Source organism: Trichocoleus sp. FACHB-46 (assembly GCF_014695385.1).
Classification (GTDB): Bacteria; Cyanobacteriota; Cyanobacteriia; order FACHB-46; family FACHB-46; genus Trichocoleus.
Genome location: NZ_JACJOD010000014.1, coordinates 187,754 through 213,028 on the forward strand (window position 1 = coordinate 187,754; position 25,275 = coordinate 213,028).

The following is a 25,275-nucleotide window of genomic DNA, read 5'->3' on the forward strand; positions in this document are numbered from 1 at the left end:
GCTTCTGTATAAATCTATGTCTAACTCACCTGGGGTACGGCAACGGCGAGGCATCCCTGTTTGGCAGCAGCTACAGCAGCGTTTGCAATCACTGCCAAACGTTGAGGTGGAGGACTCGATCCTACTACGAGTACTTGTGCAGGTACTGGTAACGGTGGGAATTATCGCAACCGATATCGCGGCCAAGGATGCAGTGGCAGAATGGCCGATTACCAGTTATTGGGCGATTCCGTTGAGCTTGTTGGGGGCTACTTGGAGCTGGTACCGTCGCCACGATCGCAACATCCCAACGAAATTTTGCTTAGCCATTGGCATGTTAGTGACGCTACTGGCTTTTTTTGTGCGTCTATTTGGCGAGCTGAATGATACTCGCTTAGCGTTGGCTCAGTTATTAATTCAACTTCAGGTTCTGCACAGCTTTGATCTGCCGCGTCGCAAAGACTTAGGCTACTCGATGGTGATTGGTCTGATTCTGCTAGGCGTGGCGGGTACACTCAGCCAAACACTAGCATTTGGGCCATTTTTGCTCGTATTCGTAGCGATCGCCTTACCTGTTCTCGTTTTAGATTACCGCTCTCGTTTGGGATTGGTATTTCAAGGCTGGAAACTCCGCGGTGCTGACCTGGCTCCTAAGCGTTTGGGTATTTTCCTGCTAGTTGTGGTCAGTCTGGGACTGATCATTTTTGCTTTTTTACCTAGGCTACCTGGCTACCAATTGCGGACGTTTCCGGTCAGCGCGCCCGTAGACTTCCAAGGGAAATTTGACACGAGTCGGATTCTGAACCCTGGTTATGTGCGGGGGGGACGCGGCGGAGGTGAGGAAGGTGAAGGAGAAGGATCTGGTGCTGAAGCGGGACAACGGGGGCAAGGCCGAGGGAAGGGCAAGCTAGACGAAACCTACTACTACGGTTTTGATACCCAAATCAACCAAAACTTGCGCGGACAAATGAAGCCCCAAGTTTTGATGCGGGTGCGATCGCAAGCAGAGGGTTTTTGGCGCGTAGTCGCCTTCGATCGCTACACCGGACAAGGATGGGAAATTTCGCGTAATGACCAAGCAGAGACGATTAACCGCTCTAGTTGGTCTTATCAATTTTTCCTCCCTCGGCCCATTGTTTTGGGCAAAGCCAAGGAAGTAGTTCAGACTTATACGATCGTGGCGGAAGAACTGCCAAACGTAATTCCAGCGATGGCTTGGGCCAAGGAACTCTATTTCCCAACTCGTCAGGTTGCTGTAGATCCAGAAGGTAGTTTGCGATCGCCCTTAGCCTTAGTAGAAGGCTTTACTTACACGGTGATTTCGGAAGTGCCTTACCGCAACCGAACGTTGCTAAGCAAGGCTGCCACCGACTATCCGGAGGCGATCCGGAAAAACTATCTTCAAGTTCCACCCGAAATTGCAGCCAAGGTGCGACAGAAGACGCAAGAGATTTTAGCCACTGCTCCAAATCCGCTCACTAGTCCTTCTGAGCAAGCGCTTTATTTGGCTCAGTACTTGAAACAGCAATATACGATCCAGCCCGACTTAGCTTTTCTGGAAGATAACGACGACTTAGTCGAAGCGTTTCTCTTTCGCTTTGAAGGCGGCTACCCAGATCATTTCTCAACTGTGCTCACCGTCATGTTGCGATCGGTCGGGATACCTGCGCGTTTGGTAACTGGGTTTGCACCAGGAGAATTTAATCCCTTTACTGGCTTGTATGTGGTTCGCAACACTGATGCCTATGCCATGACGGAGGTTTACTTTCCCAAGTATGGCTGGTTTGCGTTTGACCCCATTCCAGGTCATGAACTGATTCCTCCCTCTGTGGAAGAAAACCAAACTTTTAGTGTGCTACGGAAGTTTTGGCAGTGGGTAGCGGGCTGGTTGCCTTCTCCGGTGACGGGTATTCTCAGTGGCTTGTTTAATGCGATCGCGACCATCCTGACTCGAACAATCGGTTGGTTTCTAGGACTTTTTTCGAAAGGATGGCTGGGCCTGTTTACAGGACTGATTGTATCCGTTGGGCTGGCTTTTCTAGGTTGGTTGGGTTGGACAGGTTGGCGAAATTGGCGCTATCAACGCTGGCTGGCCAAACTACCACCCATGGAAAGCCTATACCAGCAAATGCTGGCTTGGTTGGCAACCCAAGGGTTTCACAAACGACCCGCCCAGACTCCTCTGGAATATGCTCAGCAATGGTACAGCCACCCCTCGCCAGAGTATAGTCAAACGATTGCGGCGATCTCACATGCCTATGTGGGCTGGCGCTATGGAGGTCAAGCTGCGAATGTGAGGCAGCTACAGCAGCAGTTTCGCAGCTTGAAAAAGCAGCAAGCTAAGCGATCGCTTGCCATCTGGAAATTGAGAAGTCAACGTCTGATGCAAAGACAGAGCGCTCGATAAATTACATAATCAAGGGCGATCGCTTGTCATAAAACAATTTACCCTCCTTAAACGGGAGGGTAAAAATTTGATTTATCTATGATTGCAGTAAGGAAGTTAGCACGCTAGGACGAAGTGATAAACCTAGGCTCCTAAAAGCTCGATCGCAACTTCCTTAATATGCTGCAAGTTAAAACAAGTAACTCGTCCCATTAAAATTCGAGCCGCTGCTCGGAACTCAAAATCTGCTTCCTGCTGATTAATTTCTTGGCCGAATAGCGCTTTAGCAGCTTGCTGAATCTCTACTAAGATTTGAGCATACTCGTGTTGATAGTCTTGTTGAGAATCGACAGGGATAGAGGGTAGGGTCATAATCAGGCGCTCTGGTCGAGGTGAGTTTGGCAAAGCTGCATGACGCATGAGCCTGCTTATTTCAGAATTCCCGAACTCACCAAAACTATCCGTACCACAGCTTCAAGATTTCGTAAGGAACCGTCACCTTTACATAAAGGATTGGCTTGGAATCTGAGGACGCAGGAGCCAGCCGATCCGTAGTTTCTCCGAATTCTGGCTCCTAGGTTCTAGCTTCTAACTCTTATAAAGGGCTGTATAGCCCAACAAGCTTGGCTCCAGTCAGGCTACTTAGCTTTGGCTTCCAAAGCTTCTAAGCGACTCTTCAGATCTTGGTTCTCCTTTTTCATCTGATCTAGCTCTTCGCGCAGTTGCTTCACAGCTTTATCAGAGCCAGCGTGCTTCTGAACTCTTTGGACTGCTTCTTCAGCAATGCGACGCACTCGACCGTCAGGAGTCTGATCGGCAAGAGCTTGGAGGATGGGAATTGCTTTGAGCGTTTCCATCTGCCCTAGAGCCGCAGCTACCGCCACTTGAGTCAGGAAGAAAGTTTCCCGTGATAGCTCACTAAGACGCTCTAAGATCCGTGACAAATTCACGTTGGTTTGACCAGAGGAAATGCCCCCTAACGCCCGGATTGCGGCGAGACGTAACGATTGGGGGAGTCCAGGAGCGGTGTACTCTAAGATCAAATTCAAAGCTGCTTCTGAAGTTTTCATCTGGCTCAGTCCCGCGATCGCCCCGGATCGTACGACCTCATTCCAGCCTGACCGTTCTGCTAGAACTGTTTTCAGCAGCTTCAGCACCTTGTCATCCTTAGGTTTTTCATGCAGGTTAGAAGCAGCAATCCCACCAATGGCCCGAATAGCAGCGGCTTCAACGTAGTAGCTGGGGTCGCCTTTTTCAACGATTGGTTTTAGGGCTTTATAGCTCTCAGAAGTCTTGATGCTAGCTAACGCTTCAACGACGGCTCGACGGACCTGGGCAACTTCATCCTTTAGCCCTGTGACCAGTCCTGCAAAGGCTTGGTCTAGTTTGACGTCTGCTAGTTGCTTAGCAATTTCTGCTCGGACTCCCCAAAAGCGATCGCGTTTTAGAGCATCCGATAGTGCCTTCACTGCTTCTAATCCACCTTTCTTGGCTAAAGCCTCGGCAGCATAAATGCGGGAAATGGGGTCAGGATCATGCTGAAGCTGAGCTTTAAGTTCAGCGACGGGGTATTCCAGTGAAACAGTTTTGAGGACGTGATTGCCTTGGTCAAAGCTGATGAACTGGGGCTTCTCTTCTAGGGGGAAGTAGAACGTCTGTTCCCGCTCATGGACTCGCACCGTGAAGGTTTTGAAGCTCTTCTCCTCACCTTCTACATACCCAAATGAAATCGGCAATTTGAGATCAAACAGCTCGTTCCGACTGCTGTTATCATTACTCTTCGCTTGGGTTTGAGTGATGGTGATTTTGGCTAACTTGCTATCGCCATCCCAGGCGTAGCTGACTTTATAGTCGGGATGTCCACCGCGAAACACATATTGATCGAAGAGAAATAGCAAGTTGCGTCCCGTCGCTTTCTCGATCGCCCTTAATAAATCAATGGTTTCCACAGTTTGGTGAGCGTTGTCGTTGACAAAGGTGGCGATCGCTTTCCAAAACAAGTCATCCCCCAACTCCGCCCGGATCATGTGGTAGACACAAGCTCCTTTTTCGTAGAGGTGGCGATCGTAAAGCTCGATCGCTTCTCGATAAACGTGGGTGACAATGGGGCGACGGTAACGGGCAGTATCCTCTGCAATATAGTTGCGAGCTTCACCAAGCCGATAGTAAGCCGCTTCTTCGGCTCCGTATTCCTCTTCAGTCCACATCACTTCCGAGTAAGAAGCCATACCTTCTTTTAACCAAGCATGAGACCAGTGCTTGATTACCACCAAATCCCCAAACCACTGGTGGGCCAGTTCGTGGCAGACCAAACTTTCGGTGCTGCGGTTATCTAGCGCGGCTCGTTCATCCAACAGGCAGCGATCGGTCAACAGCGTGGTGGAAGTATTTTCCATGCCGCCGAAAATGAAGTCATCGACGCAGACCTGAGCGTACTTCGGAAAAGGATAGGGATAGCCATACTTCTGGCTGAGAAACTCCATCATTCGGGGAGTTTTGCCCATGCTGCGGCGGGCATCGGCTTCTCGGCTTTTTTCGACGTAATAAGGAACGGGTTTTCCTTGCCACTCATCGCGAATCTCGGCAAAGTCTCCGATTGCTAAGGTCATTAAATAAGTCGGATGCACCTGCTGTTGCAACCAGTGATAAATCTTGGTGTCGCCCTCAACCTCAGTGTTGATCAGCTCGCCGTTGGAAATTGCCGTTAAGTGCTTCGGCACCCGGACTCGAATTTCAGAGCTAGTCAATTGGCCTGGATAGTCAAAGCAAGGAAACCAGAAGCGAGAGTCTTCATCTTCGCCTTGGGTCCAGACCTGAACAGGTTTATTAGGATAATGCTTATCTGGTTGAATAAAGTAGAGACCTCGCTGGGGTTTTTCGACGCTGTAGGCGATCGCTAACTCCAAGGGCTTCCCTGTTTCCGTGGGTTGCTGCAACTGGATGTACAGTTGTTCCCCATCGGTTTCAAAGGCTTGCTCAATCGCGGCAATTTTCACCGACTGAATGTTTAAGTTCACTGCATCCAAAGTCAGGCGATCGATGCCATTGCAAATTGGATTGAGGCGAATGGTGCAAGTGCCTTGGTAGGACTGGTTAGGAATGTCGAGAGCGAGATCTAAAAAGATATGCTCTACTTGACCAGGGCGATCGGGATTGTAGTGAGGCCGAGCACCCGGTAGCTCAAATGACTTATGGCTGTTCTGGTCAGAATCGAAAGACGACTGCAACATTGGTAGAAGATGACCTGTAGGGCTAAAGAATAGAAGCGCCCACCCAAAAACCCAAAGAAGTTTTGGATTTCAAGAACTTCTGAGTTTTTGACTAGACCTTAAGACGGTTGACTAAACGAAGCCGAGCACACGGTTGTTTACAGAGTAGCGTGTTCTAGACCTGATATCTTAACTAACTCGAAGTCATATCCACTACTTTGTTACCTTGGGCTGGCGAACTGGTTAGAAGCAGCCGTTTCAGTCAGCCCTTAAGTGAAATAAGCTGCTATTCAACACATTTTGAAATAAATGAACTATAATTAGAGATCCAAGCATGGGGCTGCACTGGTTTCGACGTGATGGCGAAAGCTGCTTCGTGATGCAGGTCGAGAGTGAGTCACCTCTCGCAAATCAATGGCTCAAAACAAGTACATGCGAACAACATCGTACCCTTTGCTCGTAAAGCAGCTGCTGTTGCCTAAAAACCTCTCATAGGTTCGAGCGTCTGTAGTTTGACTCCGTTAAGGATTACAGACAAACCCCCAACGGATGCGTTAGCTAGTTACCTCTGGTTGACTGGTTAGCAAAGACTTTACCAGAGCATCCCATTGTCCGGGATAAAGGACAGTTCCCGCTTCGAGGATCAGAGAAGCTAAACCTGTGAACGATCGGGGGGTCAATACCCGTTGCGGACAGCGGTTCGATTCCGCTCAGCTCCACTTCTAATTTTAGTAACCTCACCCATGCTTTAACTGGGTGAGGTTTTTTATTTAGGCTGAATCAGCTAGGCACTAGGCGTTTAGGTCAGAGAGCCAGCGCAGCTTAACGACAGCAACAGTTTCAAACAGGTCTACCACAACCAACTAAAAGATAGGTAGTGGCTAAGGTAGTCACCAGTAGAATAGTCATTGAAATCATAATCTTCGAAGCACCCTGTAATAGTTCACAGTCAACGACGACTCAATTTCATCTAGCCTAGTCAGATAGCTCAAGTTCGCTCTGCAAGCAGGCGCAAAAACCAGCAGATTTTGGTTCAAACAGCCTCAATCTCTTATCAGGACCGACAAGAGTGAAGCGATCGCTGAACCAGGTTAAATCATGTGGCAATGGCATGAGCGATCAACAGGAAACAAAATTTGACTCAGGCTGAAACACAGGGAACTTTAATCTGGGCCAAGCTATAGCAGCTTGACTTTGGCGTGAAGTTTTAGCTGAACTCTAAGGGCGTATTGTACAGCTTTATCACCGTATAAATACATAAGAAAAAGAATTTTCCTCATGCGCGATCGCGAAGCAAGCTAGGAAAGTAACTTGATACTATTAGCCATCCTTAAGTCAAGTTTTACTGTATAAACTAATACCTAAGAATCGGAGATTGCTTTTTAGAAACTTTACATCTCCTCCGTAATTGAGCGATCGCTGCTTGGTTCTCTATGTAAGCACTGAATTTATGGAGGGGACAGCAACGATGCAAGTGCAAGCTCTCGAATGCCCCAAGTGCAGCAAGAAGGCAGTAGTTCAGCGCACCAGCGATCTTTATCTGTGCTTATCTTGCGACTTCAAGCGCGATTTATCCAAGTCAGCGCCTTCTAAGCCAGACAACGATCTGTCTCTGATGTTGATGACGCTGCTGACGGCGCTCTTAATTGCACTGATCATTATTTAAGTAAGCGTAAGTAAGGAGCGATCGCTCTTCGCATCAACCTGGAGACCGTGCCAAGATAATGGCAGTTTTGCGGGCTAGAGGATAGATGAAAGGGCTGAGTAAGGTTTCATCCTGGATAGCGATCGCCTCACTAGCTGGGGGAGTGCTGGCTTGTCGTACTAATACGACCCCAAACGTCAGTCCTTCCACAGTTGGTCCTAAAGTATCTGAGCTGACTCTCAATGCTACGCCTGCACCAGGAACAACAAAACTAGTAGCAGCTGAGAATAGCGGTTTGCCCATCCAGCCCATTCCAGTTGATCGTCGGCTGCGAAATCCTTGGCCATCGGACTGGGAGCAGGAATTTCAGCAGCGAGCCCAACAGGTCATTGCTTTTTATCAAGGGAAGAAGTACGGCAACAATAAAGGCGAAAACGAGAAGCGGTCTTACCCTTACGCCATGTTCGATTTTTTGGCGGGAAATCGAGATGCCGCGATCGCTTTTTTGCAAAGTGAAGACAAGCAAGCCAAAGACAATCAGCACACAGCAGGCATTGACTATTACTATTCCTTCACGCTGAAAGGCCAGATGCGGAAATATTTTCTGTTTGGCCAATTTCTCGATCCTGCTTACAAGCAGCGGATGTTTGAGGGTGCTAAGAACTGGACCAAGCAAGACCCAAATCGGCGTCCCCACCCGATTTATGGCAAAGGCGATGACAGCAAGCAAGGTTGGGGTCCAGAGGTGCGGGGTAGTTGGGTAGATAATCGCAACACTGACAATCTCCGAGCCATGCGCGAAATTTCAGTGTACTTAATGGCAGAGGAGACAGAGAATGAAGCGGTACGCCGCTTATACAAGCAAAAGCTACATCGCTATGTTTCGGCTCTTTACCACATTGGGATGGGGGAGTGGGACTCAGAGAATTATCACGGCCACACATTGGCAGCGTACCTGAATCTCTATGATTTCGCCAAAGATCCAGAAGTTAAGCAGTTGGCCAAGGCAGCTTTAGATTGGCTCTCGGCTACTGGAGCTGTGAAGTACTACCACGGCGGATTTGGTGGACCCAGTAAGCGGGATTACGGCAAAGGAAATGTAGTGTTTGGCTCTAGTGCGGCTAGGCTACTGTGGTTGTACTTCGGAGATGCCACTCTGCCTAATCCTGAACCAGAGCGGGACTCAATTCATGTGATCACTAGCGCTTACCGTCCTCCTGAGGCCGTGGTGAATCTAGCCCGGAAACAGTTTGCTAAACCGACAGAATTGCTGATCACGCATCCTACTTACGAAAATTGGAAACCTGGTCGATCTGACGAACCTGCTTATTGGGAAACCACTTTCTTCGGCCAAACCTATCAACTAGGAAGCGTGGTGTCTTCCTTTAAAGATGGCGATGTGGGGCCGTTCAAGTTAATGGCACAGAACTCTCAACGCGGCGTGGATTATTTTGTGGCAAATACGGATGGCGATCGCGCGCAGCCTGGCAAGAATCGGGGCGACCAAATCGGTCAGTACCGCAATCTGATGATTTGGTTGCGTCCTGCTTCAGAAACACCGTTTTTCTTTCAAGTGCCTAAATCTGCCAAAGCAGAGGTTGAAGATGGCGTTTGGTTTTTCCAATTTGAAAATACCTGGCTAGCCGTTTCTCCGATTAATCTTCAGCCTTATGAGGAAGTGGCGATCGCGAACAAAAAAACCGCTGACCTTTATCGGCAAGAACGCACGCTGAAGTCTGTACCAGGCGATAGTGCTTATACAGGCTTCACCTTAGAAGTCGGGGAACCTGCAACTCACGGTCGTTACCAACAATTTAAGCAAGCCGTCAAAAATAAGAGCCAATTGAATTTGAGCCGTTTGCCCCAAGGAATGGTCCAGTTGCGAGGGGGCACTGGAGAAACTCTAGAGCTAAGGCACAATCCCCAAAATGAGTTACCAACCGTAGTTCGTAATGGTGCGGTTTACGACTGGGAGCAGCACTTTGATCTCTACAAACCGACAGAAGGGAACGGTCCGATTTCTCTAGGTTGGAAACAAGGTAGGCTACGAGTGGTAGCGGGTAATTCCACCTTTGAAACCCAGGTTGAGGCAGCGGACACCCTAGAGGTTGCACCATAGGTTGAGTAAGAGTCGTTGGAGAGAGGGAAACAGATTGCAGACGCAGGAGTATCAAGCTCAGGTAGAGCAGGTAATGCAAACGTTGAGAAATGATTTGCCGACTTTGTTTGAGCGAGACATTTCCTACAATATCTACACTCAAGACATCTTGTTCCAAGATCCAGTAAATCGGTTCAAGAGTAAGTTCAACTACCGCATCATTTTCTGGACTCTACGATTTCACGGGCAACTCTTTTTCACCGAACTCTTTTTTGATTTACACGACGTCTCACACCCTGCTCCTGATGTGGTGCTAGCCACCTGGACAGTACGGGGTAAATTGCGAGTACCTTGGAACGCCAATATTTTCTTCAACGGCTACTCAACCTATAAGCTCACGCCCAAAGGGTTGATCTACGAGCACATCGATACTTGGGACCGTAAACCGAGCGAGATTTTGCGGCAGTTCCTTCCTGAAAAGAGTTCGTCTGAGAACAGCGATCGCAGCCCTTAAGAGCTCACACATTAGGCGATGCCCTAAATTTCTATCTTTCAGTCAATATCTGAATATATGTTCATCTGTTAAAGTAGCTTAGAACTAGTAAAGGTAAATTCTATGACTGCTGTGTCCCAAATGAAGTGTGCCTGCGATTCCTGCCTGTGTATTGTTTCTCCCAACGAGCAAGCAGTGCAAAAAGATGGCAAATACTATTGCAGTGATGCTTGTGCAAGTGGGCACTCTAATGGAGAAGGTTGTGGTCATACAGGTTGCGATTGCAACTAGGACTCAAACTCAAGCAATTCCTACAAAAAGAACCCGCTGGTGCCAAGACTAGCGGGTTTTTTCATGAGTAGGCGATCGCCTCCCTTAAAGAGGGCTACACCTTAGCGCCAACTTAGAGGCTAGACAGTACATCTCGTGCTGCTTCCAAGGTGCGATCGATATCAGCATCGGTGTGCGCCAAAGAAGTAAAGCCTGCTTCAAATTGCGAAGGTGCTAGGTAAACGCCCCGCTCTAGCATGCCGCGATGGAAACGGCTGAACTTGGTGAGGTCGCACTTTTTGGCGTCTTCGTAGTTGTGAACTGGGCCTTCGGTAAAGAAGAAGCCGAACATACCGCTGATGCTGCCACCGCAAGCTGCATGACCTGTTTCTTGAGCGATTTGCAGCAGACCTTCCACCAGCTTCTTGGTGACGCGATCAAGATGCTCGTAACTGCCAGGTTGCCGCAGCAGTTCCAGAGTTTTGATGCCAGCGGTCATCGCCAAGGGGTTACCGGAAAGGGTGCCAGCTTGGTACATTGGGCCAGCAGGAGCCACCATCGCCATAATGTCGCGACGACCTCCATAAGCCCCTACAGGTAATCCCCCACCAATCACTTTACCCATCGTAGTTAGGTCGGGAGTGATGCCGAATTTTTGCTGAGCGCCGCCGTAGGAAATCCGGAAGCCAGTCATAACTTCGTCGAACACGAGCAAGGCACCATGCTCTTGAGTAATCTCGCGCAAGCCAGCCAAGAAGCCCGCATCGGGAGGAATGAACCCAGCATTACCCACGACAGGCTCTAGAATCACCCCAGCAATTTGGTCAGGATTCTCCGCAAACAGGACTTTCACGGCATCGAGGTCATTGTAGGGAGCTGTCAAGGTGTTGGCAGTGGTGGACTTGGGCACGCCAGGAGAGTCGGGCAAGCCGAGAGTGGCAACGCCTGAACCTGCCTTAACCAAGAACATATCGGCGTGGCCGTGGTAGCAGCCTTCAAACTTGACGATTTTCTCCCGTCCAGTGAAGGCTCGCATCAAGCGCAACACGGACATGCAAGCTTCGGTACCAGAGTTGACGAAGCGCACCATTTCCACGCTGGGAACGGCATCAATCACCATTTCAGCCAGAATGTTTTCGAGCGCGGAGGGCGCACCGAAGCTAGTGCCTTTCTCTAGGACTTCGTGCAGGGCTTTGTTGACTTCAGGGTGGGAATGACCACAAATGGCTGGCCCCCAACTGCCTACATAGTCAATGTATTGGTTGCCATCTACGTCCCAAGCGTAAGCTCCTTGAACGCGATCGAAAACGATGGGCTGACCACCCACAGATTTGAAGGCACGCACTGGAGAGCTAACGCCCCCTGGCATTAGTTTTTGAGCAGCTGCGAAAATTTCTTCTGACTTAGTGGTTTTAAGTGTCGTGACAACCAAGGTTCTCTCCTGATGTTTCTCTTAACTTTAAAGTCTGACCTAAAACTGGAGTTTTCACGGGCGTAGAGCTAGAGAGTTGAAAGCTGCCCCCTCCAACCCAAAGACTTTGTACTGGTTCAATATCCACCGCTGGACAGGCGTGAACTGTGCGGCCAGAAGCTATGCTAGTCAATTATCCCATTTCTAGGAACCGCATGACTTCCTTCGCTACGAATCAGGAAGTGCATGCCAAGTTGAAGAGTGCTATAAATTTGCCTGCCAAATGATTGAGAGACTTTGAGTTACTCAAGATTTTCTGTAACGATCGCCCAACATTTTGCTGGAACTAGAAGTTCGGTCGCGATCGCGCGATGATATCTTAGACGGGTTAACGTTGCACCAACCTCCGCTGAGATTTCTGAAGTTATGTCTGCTCCTGAATCAACTGCTTTTCGTCAAGCTATCCCTGTAGACCAAATTCGCTACAACGAGCAGGGATTAGTGCCCGCCATTGTGCAAGATCACCTCGACGGCACGGTGTTGATGATGGCTTGGATGAATCGGGAGTCCTTGCAAAAAACCCTAGAAACGGGCGAAACCTGGTTTTGGAGCCGTTCACGAGATGAGTTTTGGCATAAAGGAGAAACGTCGGGCCATACCCAAAGGGTGCGATCGCTGCGTTACGACTGCGACAGTGATGCCCTGTTGGTCAGCGTGGAGCAAATTGGCGATATTGCTTGCCACACTGGAGAGCGCAGTTGCTTCCATCAAGTTGATGGTGGTGTGACTCCTCCACCCGCCGATACGCTCTCTCAAGTGTTTGGTGTGATTAGCGATCGCCGCGACAACCCCAGCCCCGACTCCTACACCTGCAAGCTCTTGGCAGGGGGCGACAACAAAATCCTCAAGAAAATTGGTGAAGAATCAGCAGAAGTGGTGATGGCTTTTAAGGATGACGATGCTGAAGCGATCGCCGGAGAAGTAGCGGATTTGTTCTATCACACGCTGGTGGCTCTAGCTCATCACAAAGTAGACATTAAAGCCGTATACCGCAAATTACAAGAACGCCGCCGTTAAATTTCACCCATCCACTAACCAAAAATGTAGGGTGTAGTGAGCAAAGCTGAACGCAGCGAGCAAAATAAAGCAAAAGGGAGGTTTAATTCACCTCCCTATTTGTCGTTTTTGTAGCTTTACCTTAGAAGCGAGCTCTACAATGCACTAGGTTGATTTTAACGGTTAATTTTATCGAGAAGTATTATTAGGATTTTGACGATAATAGAACGTATATTCTTGAAATCGCGGTTTGGGTTAAATAAGATAAAAGTGAAAAGTATTACTTCTATTGTCAGGATAAGCTTTATTGAAACTGCACTTTTGCTCGTTTTTGATCTCTGAGATTCTTGCTTAGTGACATCAGACGAGGATGAGCGAGGGTTTTCTTTGTCATCTGTACTTTGTATATTTTTAGGTAAGTCATTGTTGTTATAGCTGTCTATTATGAGTGTTTGATTATTATTTATAATAAACGTTTGGTTTAGGGGTGGCCCTTGATTTTTAGCTTTGTTTTTATCAAAGGACGGTTCAATAGGGCGATATCTAGCTATTCCATCTCCCTTTGCGGGTGGATTAAAAACATTAAAGAAGATTAAAAAAGCCACGCAAAGAAGAGAACTCGAAGAGATTTTTTTGTTGTTCATTATTATTGAATTCTTGTTTTTTACTTTTGGTTTTCATTTTTTTAGCCTCTAAGGTAAGCTTTGCTCTACTCTTCTATTCTAACAATTCTATTTATTTTTGTGGAGAACTCACTGTGGTCAAAAAACCGAATAATTGATATGCAAATTTCTAGCCCTTGCCTGGATAGTTAAGATTAAGGCTGTCCTATGAAAACTGCTTTTCAGCTAATAGGTCGTTAAGATGCTTCAAAATTAGTAAAGCAATGCCAATACTCAAAGCCATGCCCAGCCAAAAACTGTGGGCCACAAACTTCGACTGATCAAGCGCCCAACCGCCCAAAGGTGGCCCGATAAAATAACCGATCGCCCAGCATTGCGAGTTGATTGAGAGGTACACACCGCGTAAGGATTCTGGTGCCAGATCGACTACTAGTGAAGAAGCGGCAGGGGTGTATGCCACATTCGCGATCGCCAGGACTGCCAAACTTAACCCAGCCCACAACCATTGCCCGCTGTTACTGATGCCAGTGGCCCACACCAACACAAAGCCTACCGCCCAAATCAGAGCCGAAATCATCAAGGCATGGGGACGGCTAAAACGATTGAGCCAACGAGCAGCAGGAAGTTGGCAGAGCACAGATAAAACTAAGTGGGCCGTAAACAAAGCGCTAATTTCTTTTGGAGCAAACCCTTGACTAGAATTGCCGACTGAGACGAAGTTGCTAAAGTACAGCGGCATCGTGCTTTGGATTTGGGAGACATAGGTGGTGAATAGAATATTCACCAACGCATAGACTAGCAAAGCGCGATCGCGTAGGGCCACACCCCAGCCTTTTAGCCACTGCTGAGGCTCGTTTTTGGGTTTAACGGTTTCAGCGATCGCGGCGTAAATCACCCCAAAAAAGACGACGAAAGAAATGCCATCAAGAATAAATAAAGTCCGATAAGCCCCCGTAGCACTGATTAGCACTCCTCCAAGTATCACGCCCAAACCTAAGCCCAAGCTATCAGCCAACCGAGTCAAGGCGTAAGCTTCATTACGTTGGTCTGGAGTGGTCAGATCGGCCACGACCGCTTCGGTGGCAGGCCAGTACAAGCCCAACCCTAACCCCATCAGCAGGTTGCCAATGACAAAAATGGGGAAGTTGGTGGTTGCAGCCAAGACAAAAGAAGCGATCGCTGAAACCAGTGCCGACAGCAGCAAGGTTCGTCGCCTGCCGAACTGCGGAGAGTCACTCAAGGAGCCACTTGCAAGTCGCCCTAAAACACCAGAAATGGAGGCGCTACCTAAACCCAAACCAACAGCTGCTGCCGACAAATGCACCTGATTGACGAAAAAAATGGGAGCGTAAAATAGGGTAAAACCGCTGCCCACTTGAGAGAGCAATCGACCGAAGACCAGAATCCAAACTTGGGCGTTGAACTGGGGCAGCCAAGGAAATCGCGAATTGATGGGACTCTCTCCTGCTAATTAAATCTAAGTCAAGCCAATCTCAGCGATCGCAAAAGCACCATTATTCATCAAGCGATCGCAGGTCGTTGCTCACTACTTCTTGCAATATTGCAGCTTCATCCCAGCTTAGAATCTCCCATTTTAAGGACATCTATTGACGAGATTTAGGCTGGTTCCAAATGGTTTGAGCGATCGCAGCCTTCCAATCATGATTCTTCCTGAAGAGGAAGCGATTTCCAGCAAGCTCCCCTTAAACTTTTCATGGAGTGACCGGAGCGTAAAGAAGCTGTGACGCAATTTCTATTTGTAACCGACCTGGACAACACTCTAGTAGGAGATGCCGCCGCCCTCCAAGTGTTGAACCAAAAGCTAGCCCAGCATCGCCAAGAGCATGGCACCAAAATTGTTTATAGTACCGGGCGATCGCTGTCGTCGTACCAAGAACTCAAAGCCGAACAGCAATTGCTAGAGCCAGATGCCCTCGTCGTGGCAGTGGGCACCGAAATTTATTACAACGGCAGTGACGCTCCAGATGCGACTTGGTCAGACAAGCTCTCGCACAACTGGGATCGAGATGTGGTGGTGGCTACCGGGGCGCATTTTGCGGATCTAGTACCTCAACCCGAGCCAGAACAGCGTCCTTTTAAGGTCAGTTATTTCTTGACGGAAGAAGCCGCTGTTGAAGTTTTGCCACAAATCGAAGCGTTATTAAAACAGCGCGGTTTGGAAGTAAAGCTGATTTATAGCAGTGGCAAAGACTTTGATATTTTGCCTCGCCAAGCAGACAAAGGCATGGCAATGGCATTTTTGCGGCAAACCTGGGGAATTGACTCTGCCCAAACTGTGGTGTGTGGCGATTCTGGCAATGATTGCGCTTTGTTCTCAGTGGAGAAGGAGCGAGGGATTATTGTCGGTAACGCCCAACCGGAAATGTTGGCGTGGCACGAAGCCAACCCCTTCGAGCACCACTACTTAGCTAAAGCTCACTGTGCGGGCGGTATTCTGGAAGGTCTGAACTACTTCGGCTTTCTCTAAACTTTTGCTAAACGATGATTGGTTATCTCAAGGGCACCGTCGCCAGCATCCAAAAAAATCCCAGCAATCGGGTCACTCTCACTCTAGATGTGAATCAGGTGGGCTACGACATCCAAGTAGTCCCTCGCCTAATTCAACAATTACCTGACTTAGGAGAGCCTGTCCAAATCTTCACGCATCTACAAGTGCGAGAAGACCAAATGATTTTGTTTGGCTTTGGCACCGCCGCTGAGCGAGATTTGTTTCGCCAACTGGTCAGCGTCAGCGGCATTGGCCCACAACTCGCCGTAGCGCTTCTAGACAAAATGGGGCTGCAAGACCTCGTGCAGGCGATCGTTTCTGGCAACACGAAAGCTTTGGCCCGTACCCCTGGTGTGGGAGCCAAAACCGCAGAACGGATTGCCCTAGAACTCAAAACCAAGCTGGCCGAGTGGCGGCAACATACAGGCTTGTCCAGCTTGCCCTCGGCTGGCCCCACCCCTGAAATTCAAGAAGATGTAGAAATGACGCTGCTGGCTTTGGGCTACACCAGCGACGAGATTATGCAAGCGCTGCAAGCCGTAGGACAAAACACCAGCCTGGCGAAAAACTCCGAACCCGATGCCTGGATTCGGGAAGCGATCGCCTGGCTTAGCCAATAGAAAACCACTCTTCTGGTCGCTGTCTGTGCTCCTGGAGACTGATGTGGTTGCTGAGCGAAAAAATTCACAATTGGTAATAAAGTTCTCAGTAATTTCAATTTCCGTTTTCTAAAGGATAGCTATGGTAAGCCCTATTGAGTTCAGCTTATTTGCTCCCCGTGTCGAGAAAGTGGCACTCATCGGATCGTTCTTAGACTGGAAGGAGGCGCCGATGACCAAAGGAGAAGATGGCTACTATCGGGCCTCTGTAGACTTGGAAGACGGAGTTTATCAATACAAATTTCGGGTGCTGTCCAAGACTGAGTACTTGCACGGTCAGTGGCTCGATGTGAACGATCCCTACGCCACCGAAATCGACCTCAATACTCAAAATGGCATGATGCGCGTCAAAGATGGGGAAAAGGTCAGCACCTTCTACGAATGGCAGCACGATGATAAACCCTTACCTGCCAACGAAGAACTCGTCATTTATGAGATGCACATTGCAGATTTCGTAGGTGAAATTGAAGGGGTGACGTTGGGGCAGTATTTTCTTGCCGCGATCGCCAAACTAGACTACCTCGTAGAACTGGGCATCAATGCAATCGAACTCATGCCCGTGACGGAATACACCGGAAATTACCGCTGGGGCTACTTGGTGCGTTATTTCTTCGCCCCTGAGTCCAGCTACGGTAATCCAGAAGACTTGAAAAAATTTATTGATGAGTGCCATGCGCGCGGCATTCGGGTCTTGATCGATGGCATCTATAACCACTCAGACGGGGAAAGCCCGCTCCTCAAGATCGATCGCGACTACTGGTACTACCACGACATGCACTATCCAGATGACCCAGACAACTTCTGGGGGCCAGAGTTTAACTACGATGGCTACGATGAAACCCTGGACATCAAACCAGCCTGGAAGTTTATTGGCGATGTCGTGCGCTATTGGGTGCAGGAGTACCACATTGACGGCATTCGCTACGATGCGATTCGCCAGTTGGGGAACTACGACTTTTTGTTCTGGCTAACCCAGGAAGCGACGAAAGCCGCAGGCAACAAACCTTTTTACAACATTGCTGAGCATATTCCAGAGGCCATTTGCGTCACAGAACCGGATGGCCCATTTGAAGGCTGTTGGCATGAAAGCTTCCGCATCTTTGCAATCGAGCATATTTGCAGCGATAGGTTCGATTTAGCCAAGCTGAAAGAAGCCTTAGATGGTAAGTTCCAAGGTTTTGCGGGTGCCACTTCTGTCGTAAATTATCTCGCCAGCCACGATCGCGAACGCACTCTAACTGAGTTAGGCGATCGCGGCATCTTTGACCAAGCAGCGTTTCAACGCGCCAAGTTAGGTGCAGTCTTACTGATGACCGCAATGGGTCTGCCCATGATTTGGATGGGCGACGAGTTTGGTGAGTATAAGCGTAAAACCGAAACTACAACCCAGCCGAATAAATTGCAGTGGCATTTATTAGAACAAGATTTTAACCAAGACTTACTCAAGTACTATCAAAAGCTCATTGCCTTGCGGAAAAAAATTCCAGCCCTGCAAAGTAGCAATGTTAATTTTTTCTACGAACATATCGAGAATCAAATATTAGCTTACGTGCGCTGGAATGATATGGGTTCCAGAGTCGTAGTCGTTGCTAATTTCTCTGATCAATCCTTCCCTGAATATCAAATTCCGCAGTTTCCAGAAGATGGCAATTGGTATGAATGGTTGAACGATCGCCAATACCAAGTAGAAAATGCTTGCCTCACTACGGAACTCAAAGATTTTGCAGCGAAAGTATTTATCTACCAGCCTTAAAAGCTGCTTTAATTCGCCTATTTCCTGAAACCAACACGCCTACTGCTTGTAGGGGCACCTCCTGTGGGTGCCCGGTTTGTTCTCATGCCTCAATTTCCATCAGATTGCGATCGCCCCCATCCTAAAGACATAAATCAAAGTAAAGCAGACCTGTGATTGTCCTTACCCTAGCGGGATGATTTAATTCAGAAAAAAATCAGAGAATCGTCCTAGATTCAACTCAACTGCTTTCAAAAGTTTTATGTCAAGCCCTATTGAATTTAATTTATTTGCTCCCTATAACGAAGGTGCTGCTTTAGTCGGGTCTTTTTCTGATTGGGAAGAGATCCCCATGCAAAAAGACAAAGATGGTTTTTTTCGCACCACTGTTGAACTCAAAGATGGCGTTTATCAATATAAATTCCGGGTGCAATCAAAAAGCTGGTTTTTTGAACCCGATCAGTGGGTAGATGTCAATGACCCTTACGCTACGGATATTGATAACCCTACTCAAAACGGTGTGGTGCGGATCAAAGATGGGGAAAGAATTGTCGATACTTACGTCTGGCAACATGACGACAAACCCTTGCCGCCCGACCATGAACTAGTGATTTACGAAATGCACGTGGGCGACTTTTCCGGTGGTGAAGACGATCCCCACGCTCGTGGCAAATACAAGCACGTGATTGAGAAGTTAGACTACCTGTGCGATCTAGGCATTAACGCGATCGAATTGATGCCCGTCAAAGAGTATCCAGGTGACCACAGCTGGGGCTACAACCCCCGTTATTTCTTCGCGACAGAATCTAGTTATGGCACCACCGAGGAGCTAAAGCGCCTGATCGATGAATGTCATGGCCGTGGCATTCGCGTGATCATGGATGGGATCTACAACCACTCCGAAGCTGAAAGCCCCCTGACCCAAATCGACCACGACTATTGGTATCACCACGAACCCCGTGACCCCGACAACAACTGGGGACCAGAATTTAATTACGAGCACTACGACGAAAACCTAGACACCTATCCCGCTCGGCGGTTTGCGGGTGATACTGTGCGCTTCTGGACACAGGAATACCATATTGATGGCGTTCGCTACGATGCCGCTCGCCAAATCGCCAACTACGACTTTATGCACTGGTTGGTGCAAGAGGCGAAACAAGCCGCAGGTAGCAAACCGTTTTACAACATTGCCGAGCATATTCCCGAAAACCCTAGCATCACCAACGTCGATGGCCCGATGGATGGCTGCTGGCACGATAGTTTCTATCACTGCGTTTTAGAGCATATTTGTGGCGATACTTTTGACCTGGAGCGGCTCAAAGATGTGATTGACGCTAGACGGCAAGGCTTCATGGGAGCCACCAACATCGTCAATTACCTCACCAACCACGACCACAACCACATCCTGGCCGAGCTGGGCGATCGCGAAATTTTTGACGAAGAAGCCTTCAAGCGCGCCAAACTAGGGGCAGTGCTGCTGATGACAGCAATGGGCGTGCCACTGGTTTGGATGGGTGAAGAATTTGGCGAGTACAAATACAAAACCGTAGACCAAGCAAAGATTGAATGGCCCTTGCTAGGAAATGACTTGAATCGCAGCTTGTGGGATTACTACAAAGGCTTGATCCAACTCCGCAAGAGCAATCACGCCCTGTATACCGAGAATGTCGATTTCTTCCACGAGAACCCAGAGGCCAAAGTTCTAGCCTATACCCGCTGGAATGATGAAGGTTCTAGAGTCGCCGTTGTCGCCAACTTCTCCGACCAATTTTTGGCAGGCTATCAAGTGCCCAACTTCCCAGCCAACGGCACTTGGCATGAGTGGACTAGAGACTACGATGTAGAGTCGGGAGACCACAACCTCATCGTTGATTTGGGTAGCTACGAAGCTCAGGTGTTTGTTTGGCAATCCTAAGCTTTTGTTCAAAGCTCCTCTCCTCTTTGGAGAGGGGCTTGGGGAGAAGTCTGAGGTTTATTTATTCTGTGCTCCTTAACAGTTTCACGCTTAATGTCCAGCATCCTTGTGGTAGGATGGTAGACTGCTGAACTTATGATTAGGAAGTAACTGCATCCATGGCCCTGCTGCAAGAGCGTAAGCACGAAATCATTTCTGACTACCAGGTTCACGAGACTGACACTGGTTCTGCTGATGTCCAAGTTGCCATGCTCACAGAGCGGATCAACAAACTGAGTGACCACCTGAAGACCAACAAAAAAGATCACGCCTCTCGTCGTGGTCTCTTGAAAATGATCGGTCATCGTAAGCAGTTACTCGCTTACATCCTGAAACAAGATCAGGGACGTTATAGAGCTTTGATCGGTCGGCTAGGCATTCGCGGTTAGAGGGTAAGCGGTTATGGCTCCTGAATCTGACGATCGAGCACGCCTACCTTTTGAACCTACTAAAAATCGTAAAAAAGCTGCCAAAACAGAAAGCTCTAAGCCTCAACCAGTCGTGAAGCAAGAGAGCCAACCTAAAGCCAGTACGCAAAAATCCTCTCAGCAGGAAATGGCGATTCCGGATGTAGTCAGCAAGCGTATGGCTCGTCGGATGGCTTTTTTCTGTGGTATCCCTACGAGTTTAGGGATGGCTACATTTTTTGCGGCTTATTGGGTTGTCAGCCACGACTGGATCAAACTGCCCAACGTAGTAGTCGTACTAGTGAGCATGGGCTTTTTTGGTCTAGGAGTTTTGGGACTGACCTACGGGGTGCTTTCAGCCTCTTGGGACGAAGAAGCACCAGGTAGCTTACTAGGAGCCTCAGAGTTTGCTATCAACTGGGGCCGCATGACCGGAGCGTGGCGCTCTGCGAAACAGCAAAAAGATTCGCCTTGAGTTTTTCGAGGCGAATTTTTCTTGGCGATCGCTTAATTCAATCCAGTCAGACCCACAAGCCATTCGGTTATCGCTATCCTGAAACATAGGATAGTTCGTTAAGTCTAATCGCTCTCTTCTAAGCATGAGGACTTCAGCATGATTGTGGTTATGAAGAGCGGCTCGCCGGAAGCCGAGGTTGCTCGTATTACCCAAGAACTCACAACTTGGGGTCTGACACCAGAAAAGATCGTTGGGAAACACAAAGTTGTCGTGGGTCTAGTGGGGGAAACAGTTGACCTAGACCCATTACAAATTCAAGAAATTAGCCCTTGGATTGAACAAGTTTTACGAGTTGAGCAACCATTTAAGCGAGCCAGCCGAGAGTACCGCCACGGAGAAGCGGGCGATGTCGTCGTTTCTACACCGAATGGTCCTGTCCATATTGGTGAACATCACCCGGTAGTCGTGGTAGCAGGTCCTTGCTCGGTCGAAAACGAAGAAATGATTGTGGAAACGGCGCGGCGAGTGAAAGCGGCAGGCGCACATTTCTTGCGGGGCGGTGCCTACAAACCTCGGACTTCACCCTATGCCTTCCAGGGCCACGGGGAAAGCGCTCTGAACCTGCTGGCCGCAGCTCGTGATGCCAGTGGCTTGGGAATTATCACCGAAGTCATGGACGCGGCTGATTTAGACAAGATTGCCGAAGTGGCAGATGTGGTGCAAGTCGGTGCCCGCAATATGCAAAACTTCTCGCTCTTGAAGAAGGTGGGGGCTCAAGATAAGCCTGTGCTGCTGAAGCGGGGGATGTCGGCCACGATCGAAGAATGGCTGATGGCAGCGGAGTACATTCTAGCTGCGGGAAACTCTAACGTGATTTTGTGTGAGCGTGGCATTCGCACGTTCGATCGCCAATATGCCCGCAATACACTGGATCTGTCTGTGTTGCCTGTGCTGCGATCGCTCACCCACCTCCCGATCATGATTGACCCCAGCCACGGGACAGGCCGAGCAGAGTACGTCCCTGCAATGGCAATGGCGGCGATCGCAGGTGGCACTGACTCACTGATGATCGAAGTCCATCCCAATCCCAAGAAAGCCCTCTCCGATGGCCCTCAATCCCTCACACCCGATCGCTTTGACCAGTTGATGAAAGAGCTAGCAGTAGTGGGTAACGCTGTGAATCGTTGGCCTCAATCTGCGGCAGCGATCGTTTAAAGCTCGGCAACTTTAATAAATCAAGGAAAGGAGGAGAGCTAATTCAAAACTCTTCTCCTTTTTTTGATCAATATTCTTGATCCAAAATTTGTCGAATCTCTGCATCTAGTGAAGGAATTTTATTGGCAATCACATCCCACACAATGTCGTAGTCAACGCCGAAATATTTGTGAATTAGGCGATCGCGCATCCCAGCCATTGCTCGCCATTCAATATCAGGGTATTTCTCACGTAAAGGCTCAGGAATTCGCTTGACTGCTTCACCAATTATTTCGATACTCCGTACAAAAGCTCGTTTGAGTGTTTCGTCTTGCACAAAGGTTGCTTTCTCTAAACCCGCAGAACTTTCCAGGATGTAAGCGGTCTCATCAAGAATGTGCTGTAAATATTCACGGGCTGACAGAGACATATTCAACTTCTTCTAGAATGCGCGGGCCAATGTAGGGGCTTAAAGACTCAACTGTAAGTAGGTCAACGGCTCGACCAAAGAGGTCTTCTAGAAAAAAAGACAGGTGCATGAAGTTGTCGAATGTCTTTTGCTCTGGCTCAAAAACGACCAAAACATCAACATCACTTTGCTCGTGAATTGCAGTATCGCGCACAAAGGAACCAAAAATACCACAACGTTGAACACCAAAACGCCGTAATTCCTGTTGATGTTGCTTCAGAAGATCAAGTACTTGAGTTTTGGTTTGAACAGGCATTTTAACTGATACCTACTTAGGCTGCGATCGCTTGACTCAAGCTTTACAAATTAGAAACCTGTTGGATAAAGTCAGCTGTTGACTAATGTAAGAACCAAATATATTAGCCACAAAGATGCATCAAGCAGATACTTATATTTCGCTGCGATGAGGTAGTGAGACAACTTCTTCTAGAAGTATTTTTTCGTCCCGGTAAGACAACTTGTAGCAAATCTCTCGGCCTGGGGCAACTGCCCAAAAATATAAGGGTTTCGCAAAAGCGCAAAGCTCATATTTAGGATGATTTGACTTGCATTTACAGTCATTTTTGCTATGTTGACCCTGTTGACAGCAATAATGATAGTCTTCAATTAATTTCTCAAACTCCCGGCTATCTTTTTTCACCTCTCCACAGATCATAATGTTGCCGGCATGAGATTTTATGACCAGATCGACTCCACGAGCTAACGCTCCAAAATCCTCTCTTCTCGCTTCTATCTGCACCTGGGATATGTCCCAACCATATTTCAAGATTAATGCTGATGCAGCTGAAAGTTGACTAATACCCTCCCGAAATAAAGCCCGTGTCCTACGACCCTTATAAGCAAAATGCCAGAATAGTTGAAAACCTTTTTGTTGCCCTTTGCTTCCACTTGCTGTCAGTAGAAGGGAACTTTGAGCATAGCCTCCTTCATCAATACTAAAGAGCTGTGCTTCTAACCCTAAGATAAAATATTTTGCTTCATCGCTGTCTAGGGCAGGATCGATACGCAAAGCAGGTTTACCATCTGCTACAGACTCATGAACCGGAAGATTGGCATACTTCTCTGCTAGATATTCTTCTAACTCGTATATCCAATTTCTCTGCATATTAATTGTGTTGAAGAATTACTGATGAGTTCTTAGAAAACTCACTTTCCAATAGTATCAAAATTCATTTGTCTGTCATTAGTAAGTCAAAAATTGTTCGTTGAAGATTTTTATTTATTCAATCTTTGTGAAACTTTGGTAAAAGAGTAATAGAAAGCATACTCTTGTCTGAAAAAATTTATGGTCAGATAGTGCAGCTCAAACTTAGAGGTGATAGTGCGATCGCCCCTCTCTCAGCCCTCTCACCACTTCTCTAGTTATATTTTCTGAGGGAAAGCTTATGTTATGGGTAAATTTCTTGGTAGGAAAGATAACCTAGGGATGTAGCCTTCAGACTGGCTGAGTCATGACCACAAACCTGACCGGGATTACGCTGCGACAAGCCGAAGAAACCGACCTCCCCCAAGTCGTTAACTTAGACCGATTAGCCTTTGCTCCCTTGCGATCGCCTGCTGAGATTGAACGCGATTGGTATGGTCAAGGGCTGAACCTACCGGGTCGCCAGCACATGCTTGCCGTGGATGACTTAACTGGGCAGGCTGTTGCGACCTATGCTCAGCTTGACCTCAGCGTCGTGCTGGAAGGGCAAGGGTTTACCACAGCGGGAGTAGCTGGGGTGGCGGTAGCTCCAGAGCGACGGGGCCAGCGAATTGCGCGGTTTATGTTGGAGCAAGGGGTACAAGAATGGCGATCGCAGCAAATACCCCTAGCCATGCTTTACCCGTTTCAGCACGGCTTCTATCGGCAATTGGGTTGGGCTTGGGTGGGGCGGCTGCACCAATATACCGTGGCAGCAAAGCATCTACCGCTGTATCCAGAGCGGTTTGGTATGGTGCCCTACGACCCGAAACACCATCAACCAGCCCTGCAAGACGCATATCAACGCTCAGCTTTGCGGCGGAATGGGTGGTTGCAACGGCAAGAGCTACAGTGGCAACCCCGCCTGAAGCCAGAACCCGGAAAAGAAATCTACTGTTATCAAGAAGCAGGTAAGCTACTCGGCTACATGATTCTGCAATATGCGGCTGCGGATTCTCTTCCCGGTACGCTCTCTGTGGTGGTGCAAGAATGGGTGGCGCTAAACGCTGATGCTTATCGGGGGATTTTAGGTTTTCTCTCAGCGTTGCGAGATCAAGTGCACACCGTAGTTTGGAACACTTACCCAGAAGACCCGTTTCCCTATTTAGTGCGGGAGCAGCACCGGGTTTTAGAGGTGAACCAAGCTCCCCGCCTCTATGGCTTTACCCATCGCTTTGGCGAGATTGGCGGTGGTTTCATGTGGCGCTTGGTGGATCTAACCACCGCTTTTCGGCTCCGTCCAGTCAAGCAGGGTTCTCCCTTTATCTTGACTTTCCAAGTCAGCGATCCAATCCTGGGCGACCAGACGATCACGGCTAACTTTACGGCAGAACGAATGCACCCCGTGGCGCAGCCTGTGCCTGCGGTCGTGAAGACTTCTGTGGAACACTTGACCGAACTATTTTGTGGCTTGCGACGGGCGACAGAAATGGTTTGGACGCGAGAAATTGAGTACGAGGGCGATCGCGCTTTGCTGCAAAAGTTGGATGCCGCTTGGCAATGCACGCCTCCCTTCTGCTGGGACTATTTCTAATCCA

General features: G+C 48.5%; 22 protein-coding genes and 1 other RNA gene. 15 read left to right on the forward strand and 8 right to left on the reverse strand.

Annotated elements, in window-relative coordinates; all coding sequences use genetic code 11:
• Positions 1-16: 16 nt before the first annotated feature.
• On the forward strand, positions 17-2,386 hold the full coding sequence (locus H6F72_RS11180; RefSeq protein WP_190434805.1) for a DUF4129 domain-containing transglutaminase family protein: 2,370 nt from the start codon (positions 17-19) through the stop codon (positions 2,384-2,386).
• A gap of 123 nt (positions 2,387-2,509) precedes the next feature.
• Here the strand turns inward: H6F72_RS11180 and H6F72_RS11185 are convergent, their stop codons facing one another.
• Together H6F72_RS11185 and H6F72_RS11190 are read right to left on the reverse strand one after the other, a co-directional pair.
• Complete coding sequence (locus H6F72_RS11185; protein WP_190434808.1) at positions 2,510-2,785, reverse strand: hypothetical protein; 276 nt, start codon at positions 2,783-2,785, stop codon at positions 2,510-2,512.
• Positions 2,786-3,003: 218 nt separating this feature from the next.
• Positions 3,004-5,595 (reverse strand): M1 family metallopeptidase, encoded by a 2,592-nt coding sequence (locus H6F72_RS11190; RefSeq protein ID WP_190434811.1) that lies wholly within the window; start codon positions 5,593-5,595, stop codon positions 3,004-3,006.
• 315 nt (positions 5,596-5,910) lie between these two features.
• On the opposite strand from H6F72_RS11190, the gene ssrA reads away from it, so the two are divergent.
• The 5 genes from ssrA (at position 5,911) to H6F72_RS11215 (ending at position 10,101) form a co-directional block, all read left to right on the forward strand.
• Positions 5,911-6,296, forward strand: a transfer-messenger RNA (tmRNA) gene (gene ssrA, locus H6F72_RS11195).
• Between the two features lie 746 nt (positions 6,297-7,042).
• Positions 7,043-7,240 (forward strand): hypothetical protein, encoded by a 198-nt coding sequence (locus tag H6F72_RS11200; RefSeq protein WP_190434813.1) that lies wholly within the window; start codon positions 7,043-7,045, stop codon positions 7,238-7,240.
• Between the two features lie 85 nt (positions 7,241-7,325).
• The gene (locus H6F72_RS11205; protein WP_190434816.1) at positions 7,326-9,338 is read left to right on the forward strand and encodes a hypothetical protein; all 2,013 of its coding nucleotides are present in this window, start codon (positions 7,326-7,328) and stop codon (positions 9,336-9,338) included.
• Between the two features lie 34 nt (positions 9,339-9,372).
• A complete protein-coding gene (locus tag H6F72_RS11210; protein WP_242016883.1) occupies positions 9,373-9,831 on the forward strand; it encodes a DUF2358 domain-containing protein in 459 nt (152 codons plus the stop codon).
• A 102-nt stretch (positions 9,832-9,933) separates the two neighbouring features.
• Positions 9,934-10,101: a metallothionein gene (locus H6F72_RS11215; RefSeq protein ID WP_190434819.1), complete on the forward strand. Its 168-nt coding sequence runs from the start codon at positions 9,934-9,936 to the stop codon at positions 10,099-10,101.
• 112 nt (positions 10,102-10,213) lie between these two features.
• On the opposite strand, the gene hemL is transcribed toward H6F72_RS11215, so the two are convergent.
• Complete coding sequence (gene hemL / locus H6F72_RS11220; RefSeq protein ID WP_190434823.1) at positions 10,214-11,512, reverse strand: glutamate-1-semialdehyde 2,1-aminomutase; 1,299 nt, start codon at positions 11,510-11,512, stop codon at positions 10,214-10,216.
• Between the two features lie 405 nt (positions 11,513-11,917).
• Between hemL and hisIE the strand changes: the two genes are divergently transcribed.
• Entirely contained in the window at positions 11,918-12,568 is a 651-nt protein-coding gene (gene hisIE, locus H6F72_RS11225; protein WP_190434826.1) for a bifunctional phosphoribosyl-AMP cyclohydrolase/phosphoribosyl-ATP diphosphatase HisIE, read from the forward strand.
• A gap of 155 nt (positions 12,569-12,723) precedes the next feature.
• Here hisIE and H6F72_RS11230 read toward each other — a convergent pair whose 3' ends face one another.
• A complete protein-coding gene (locus H6F72_RS11230; protein WP_190434829.1) occupies positions 12,724-13,191 on the reverse strand; it encodes a hypothetical protein in 468 nt (155 codons plus the stop codon).
• A 184-nt stretch (positions 13,192-13,375) separates the two neighbouring features.
• Complete coding sequence (locus tag H6F72_RS11235) at positions 13,376-14,623, reverse strand: MFS transporter (protein ID WP_190435106.1); 1,248 nt, start codon at positions 14,621-14,623, stop codon at positions 13,376-13,378.
• Positions 14,624-14,911: 288 nt separating this feature from the next.
• Between H6F72_RS11235 and H6F72_RS11240 the strand changes: the two genes are divergently transcribed.
• The 7 genes from H6F72_RS11240 (at position 14,912) to aroF (ending at position 22,106) form a co-directional block, all read left to right on the forward strand.
• Positions 14,912-15,658, forward strand: a complete 747-nt coding sequence (locus H6F72_RS11240) for a sucrose-phosphate phosphatase (protein WP_190434830.1) — start codon at positions 14,912-14,914, stop codon at positions 15,656-15,658.
• A 14-nt stretch (positions 15,659-15,672) separates the two neighbouring features.
• Positions 15,673-16,299, forward strand: coding sequence for a Holliday junction branch migration protein RuvA (ruvA, locus tag H6F72_RS11245; RefSeq protein WP_190434833.1), 627 nt, complete (start codon positions 15,673-15,675; stop codon positions 16,297-16,299).
• A 121-nt stretch (positions 16,300-16,420) separates the two neighbouring features.
• Positions 16,421-18,091, forward strand: coding sequence for an alpha-amylase family glycosyl hydrolase (locus tag H6F72_RS11250; protein WP_190434836.1), 1,671 nt, complete (start codon positions 16,421-16,423; stop codon positions 18,089-18,091).
• Between the two features lie 241 nt (positions 18,092-18,332).
• Positions 18,333-19,988 carry an alpha-amylase family glycosyl hydrolase gene (locus H6F72_RS11255; protein ID WP_190434838.1) on the forward strand — a complete coding sequence of 552 codons (1,656 nt, stop codon included), beginning with the start codon at positions 18,333-18,335 and terminating at the stop codon, positions 19,986-19,988.
• 158 nt (positions 19,989-20,146) lie between these two features.
• Complete coding sequence (gene rpsO / locus H6F72_RS11260) at positions 20,147-20,416, forward strand: 30S ribosomal protein S15 (protein ID WP_190434841.1); 270 nt, start codon at positions 20,147-20,149, stop codon at positions 20,414-20,416.
• Positions 20,417-20,429: 13 nt separating this feature from the next.
• Positions 20,430-20,909, forward strand: a complete 480-nt coding sequence (locus H6F72_RS11265; RefSeq protein WP_190434844.1) for a PAM68 family protein — start codon at positions 20,430-20,432, stop codon at positions 20,907-20,909.
• A gap of 138 nt (positions 20,910-21,047) precedes the next feature.
• Positions 21,048-22,106, forward strand: a complete 1,059-nt coding sequence (gene aroF, locus H6F72_RS11270; RefSeq protein ID WP_190434848.1) for a 3-deoxy-7-phosphoheptulonate synthase — start codon at positions 21,048-21,050, stop codon at positions 22,104-22,106.
• 67 nt (positions 22,107-22,173) lie between these two features.
• Here the strand turns inward: aroF and H6F72_RS11275 are convergent, their stop codons facing one another.
• The 3 genes from H6F72_RS11275 to H6F72_RS11285 form a co-directional block, all read right to left on the reverse strand.
• On the reverse strand, positions 22,174-22,515 hold the full coding sequence (locus H6F72_RS11275) for a DUF86 domain-containing protein (protein WP_190434851.1): 342 nt from the start codon (positions 22,513-22,515) through the stop codon (positions 22,174-22,176).
• Positions 22,496-22,810, reverse strand: coding sequence for a nucleotidyltransferase family protein (locus H6F72_RS11280; RefSeq protein WP_190434854.1), 315 nt, complete (start codon positions 22,808-22,810; stop codon positions 22,496-22,498). Before H6F72_RS11280 ends, H6F72_RS11275 begins: the two co-directional genes overlap by 20 nt.
• A gap of 132 nt (positions 22,811-22,942) precedes the next feature.
• Complete coding sequence (locus H6F72_RS11285) at positions 22,943-23,659, reverse strand: hypothetical protein (protein WP_190434856.1); 717 nt, start codon at positions 23,657-23,659, stop codon at positions 22,943-22,945.
• Between the two features lie 346 nt (positions 23,660-24,005).
• Between H6F72_RS11285 and eis the strand changes: the two genes are divergently transcribed.
• The gene (gene eis / locus H6F72_RS11290; RefSeq protein WP_190434858.1) at positions 24,006-25,271 is read left to right on the forward strand and encodes an enhanced intracellular survival protein Eis; all 1,266 of its coding nucleotides are present in this window, start codon (positions 24,006-24,008) and stop codon (positions 25,269-25,271) included.
• The last annotated feature ends 4 nt before the right edge of the window (positions 25,272-25,275 follow it).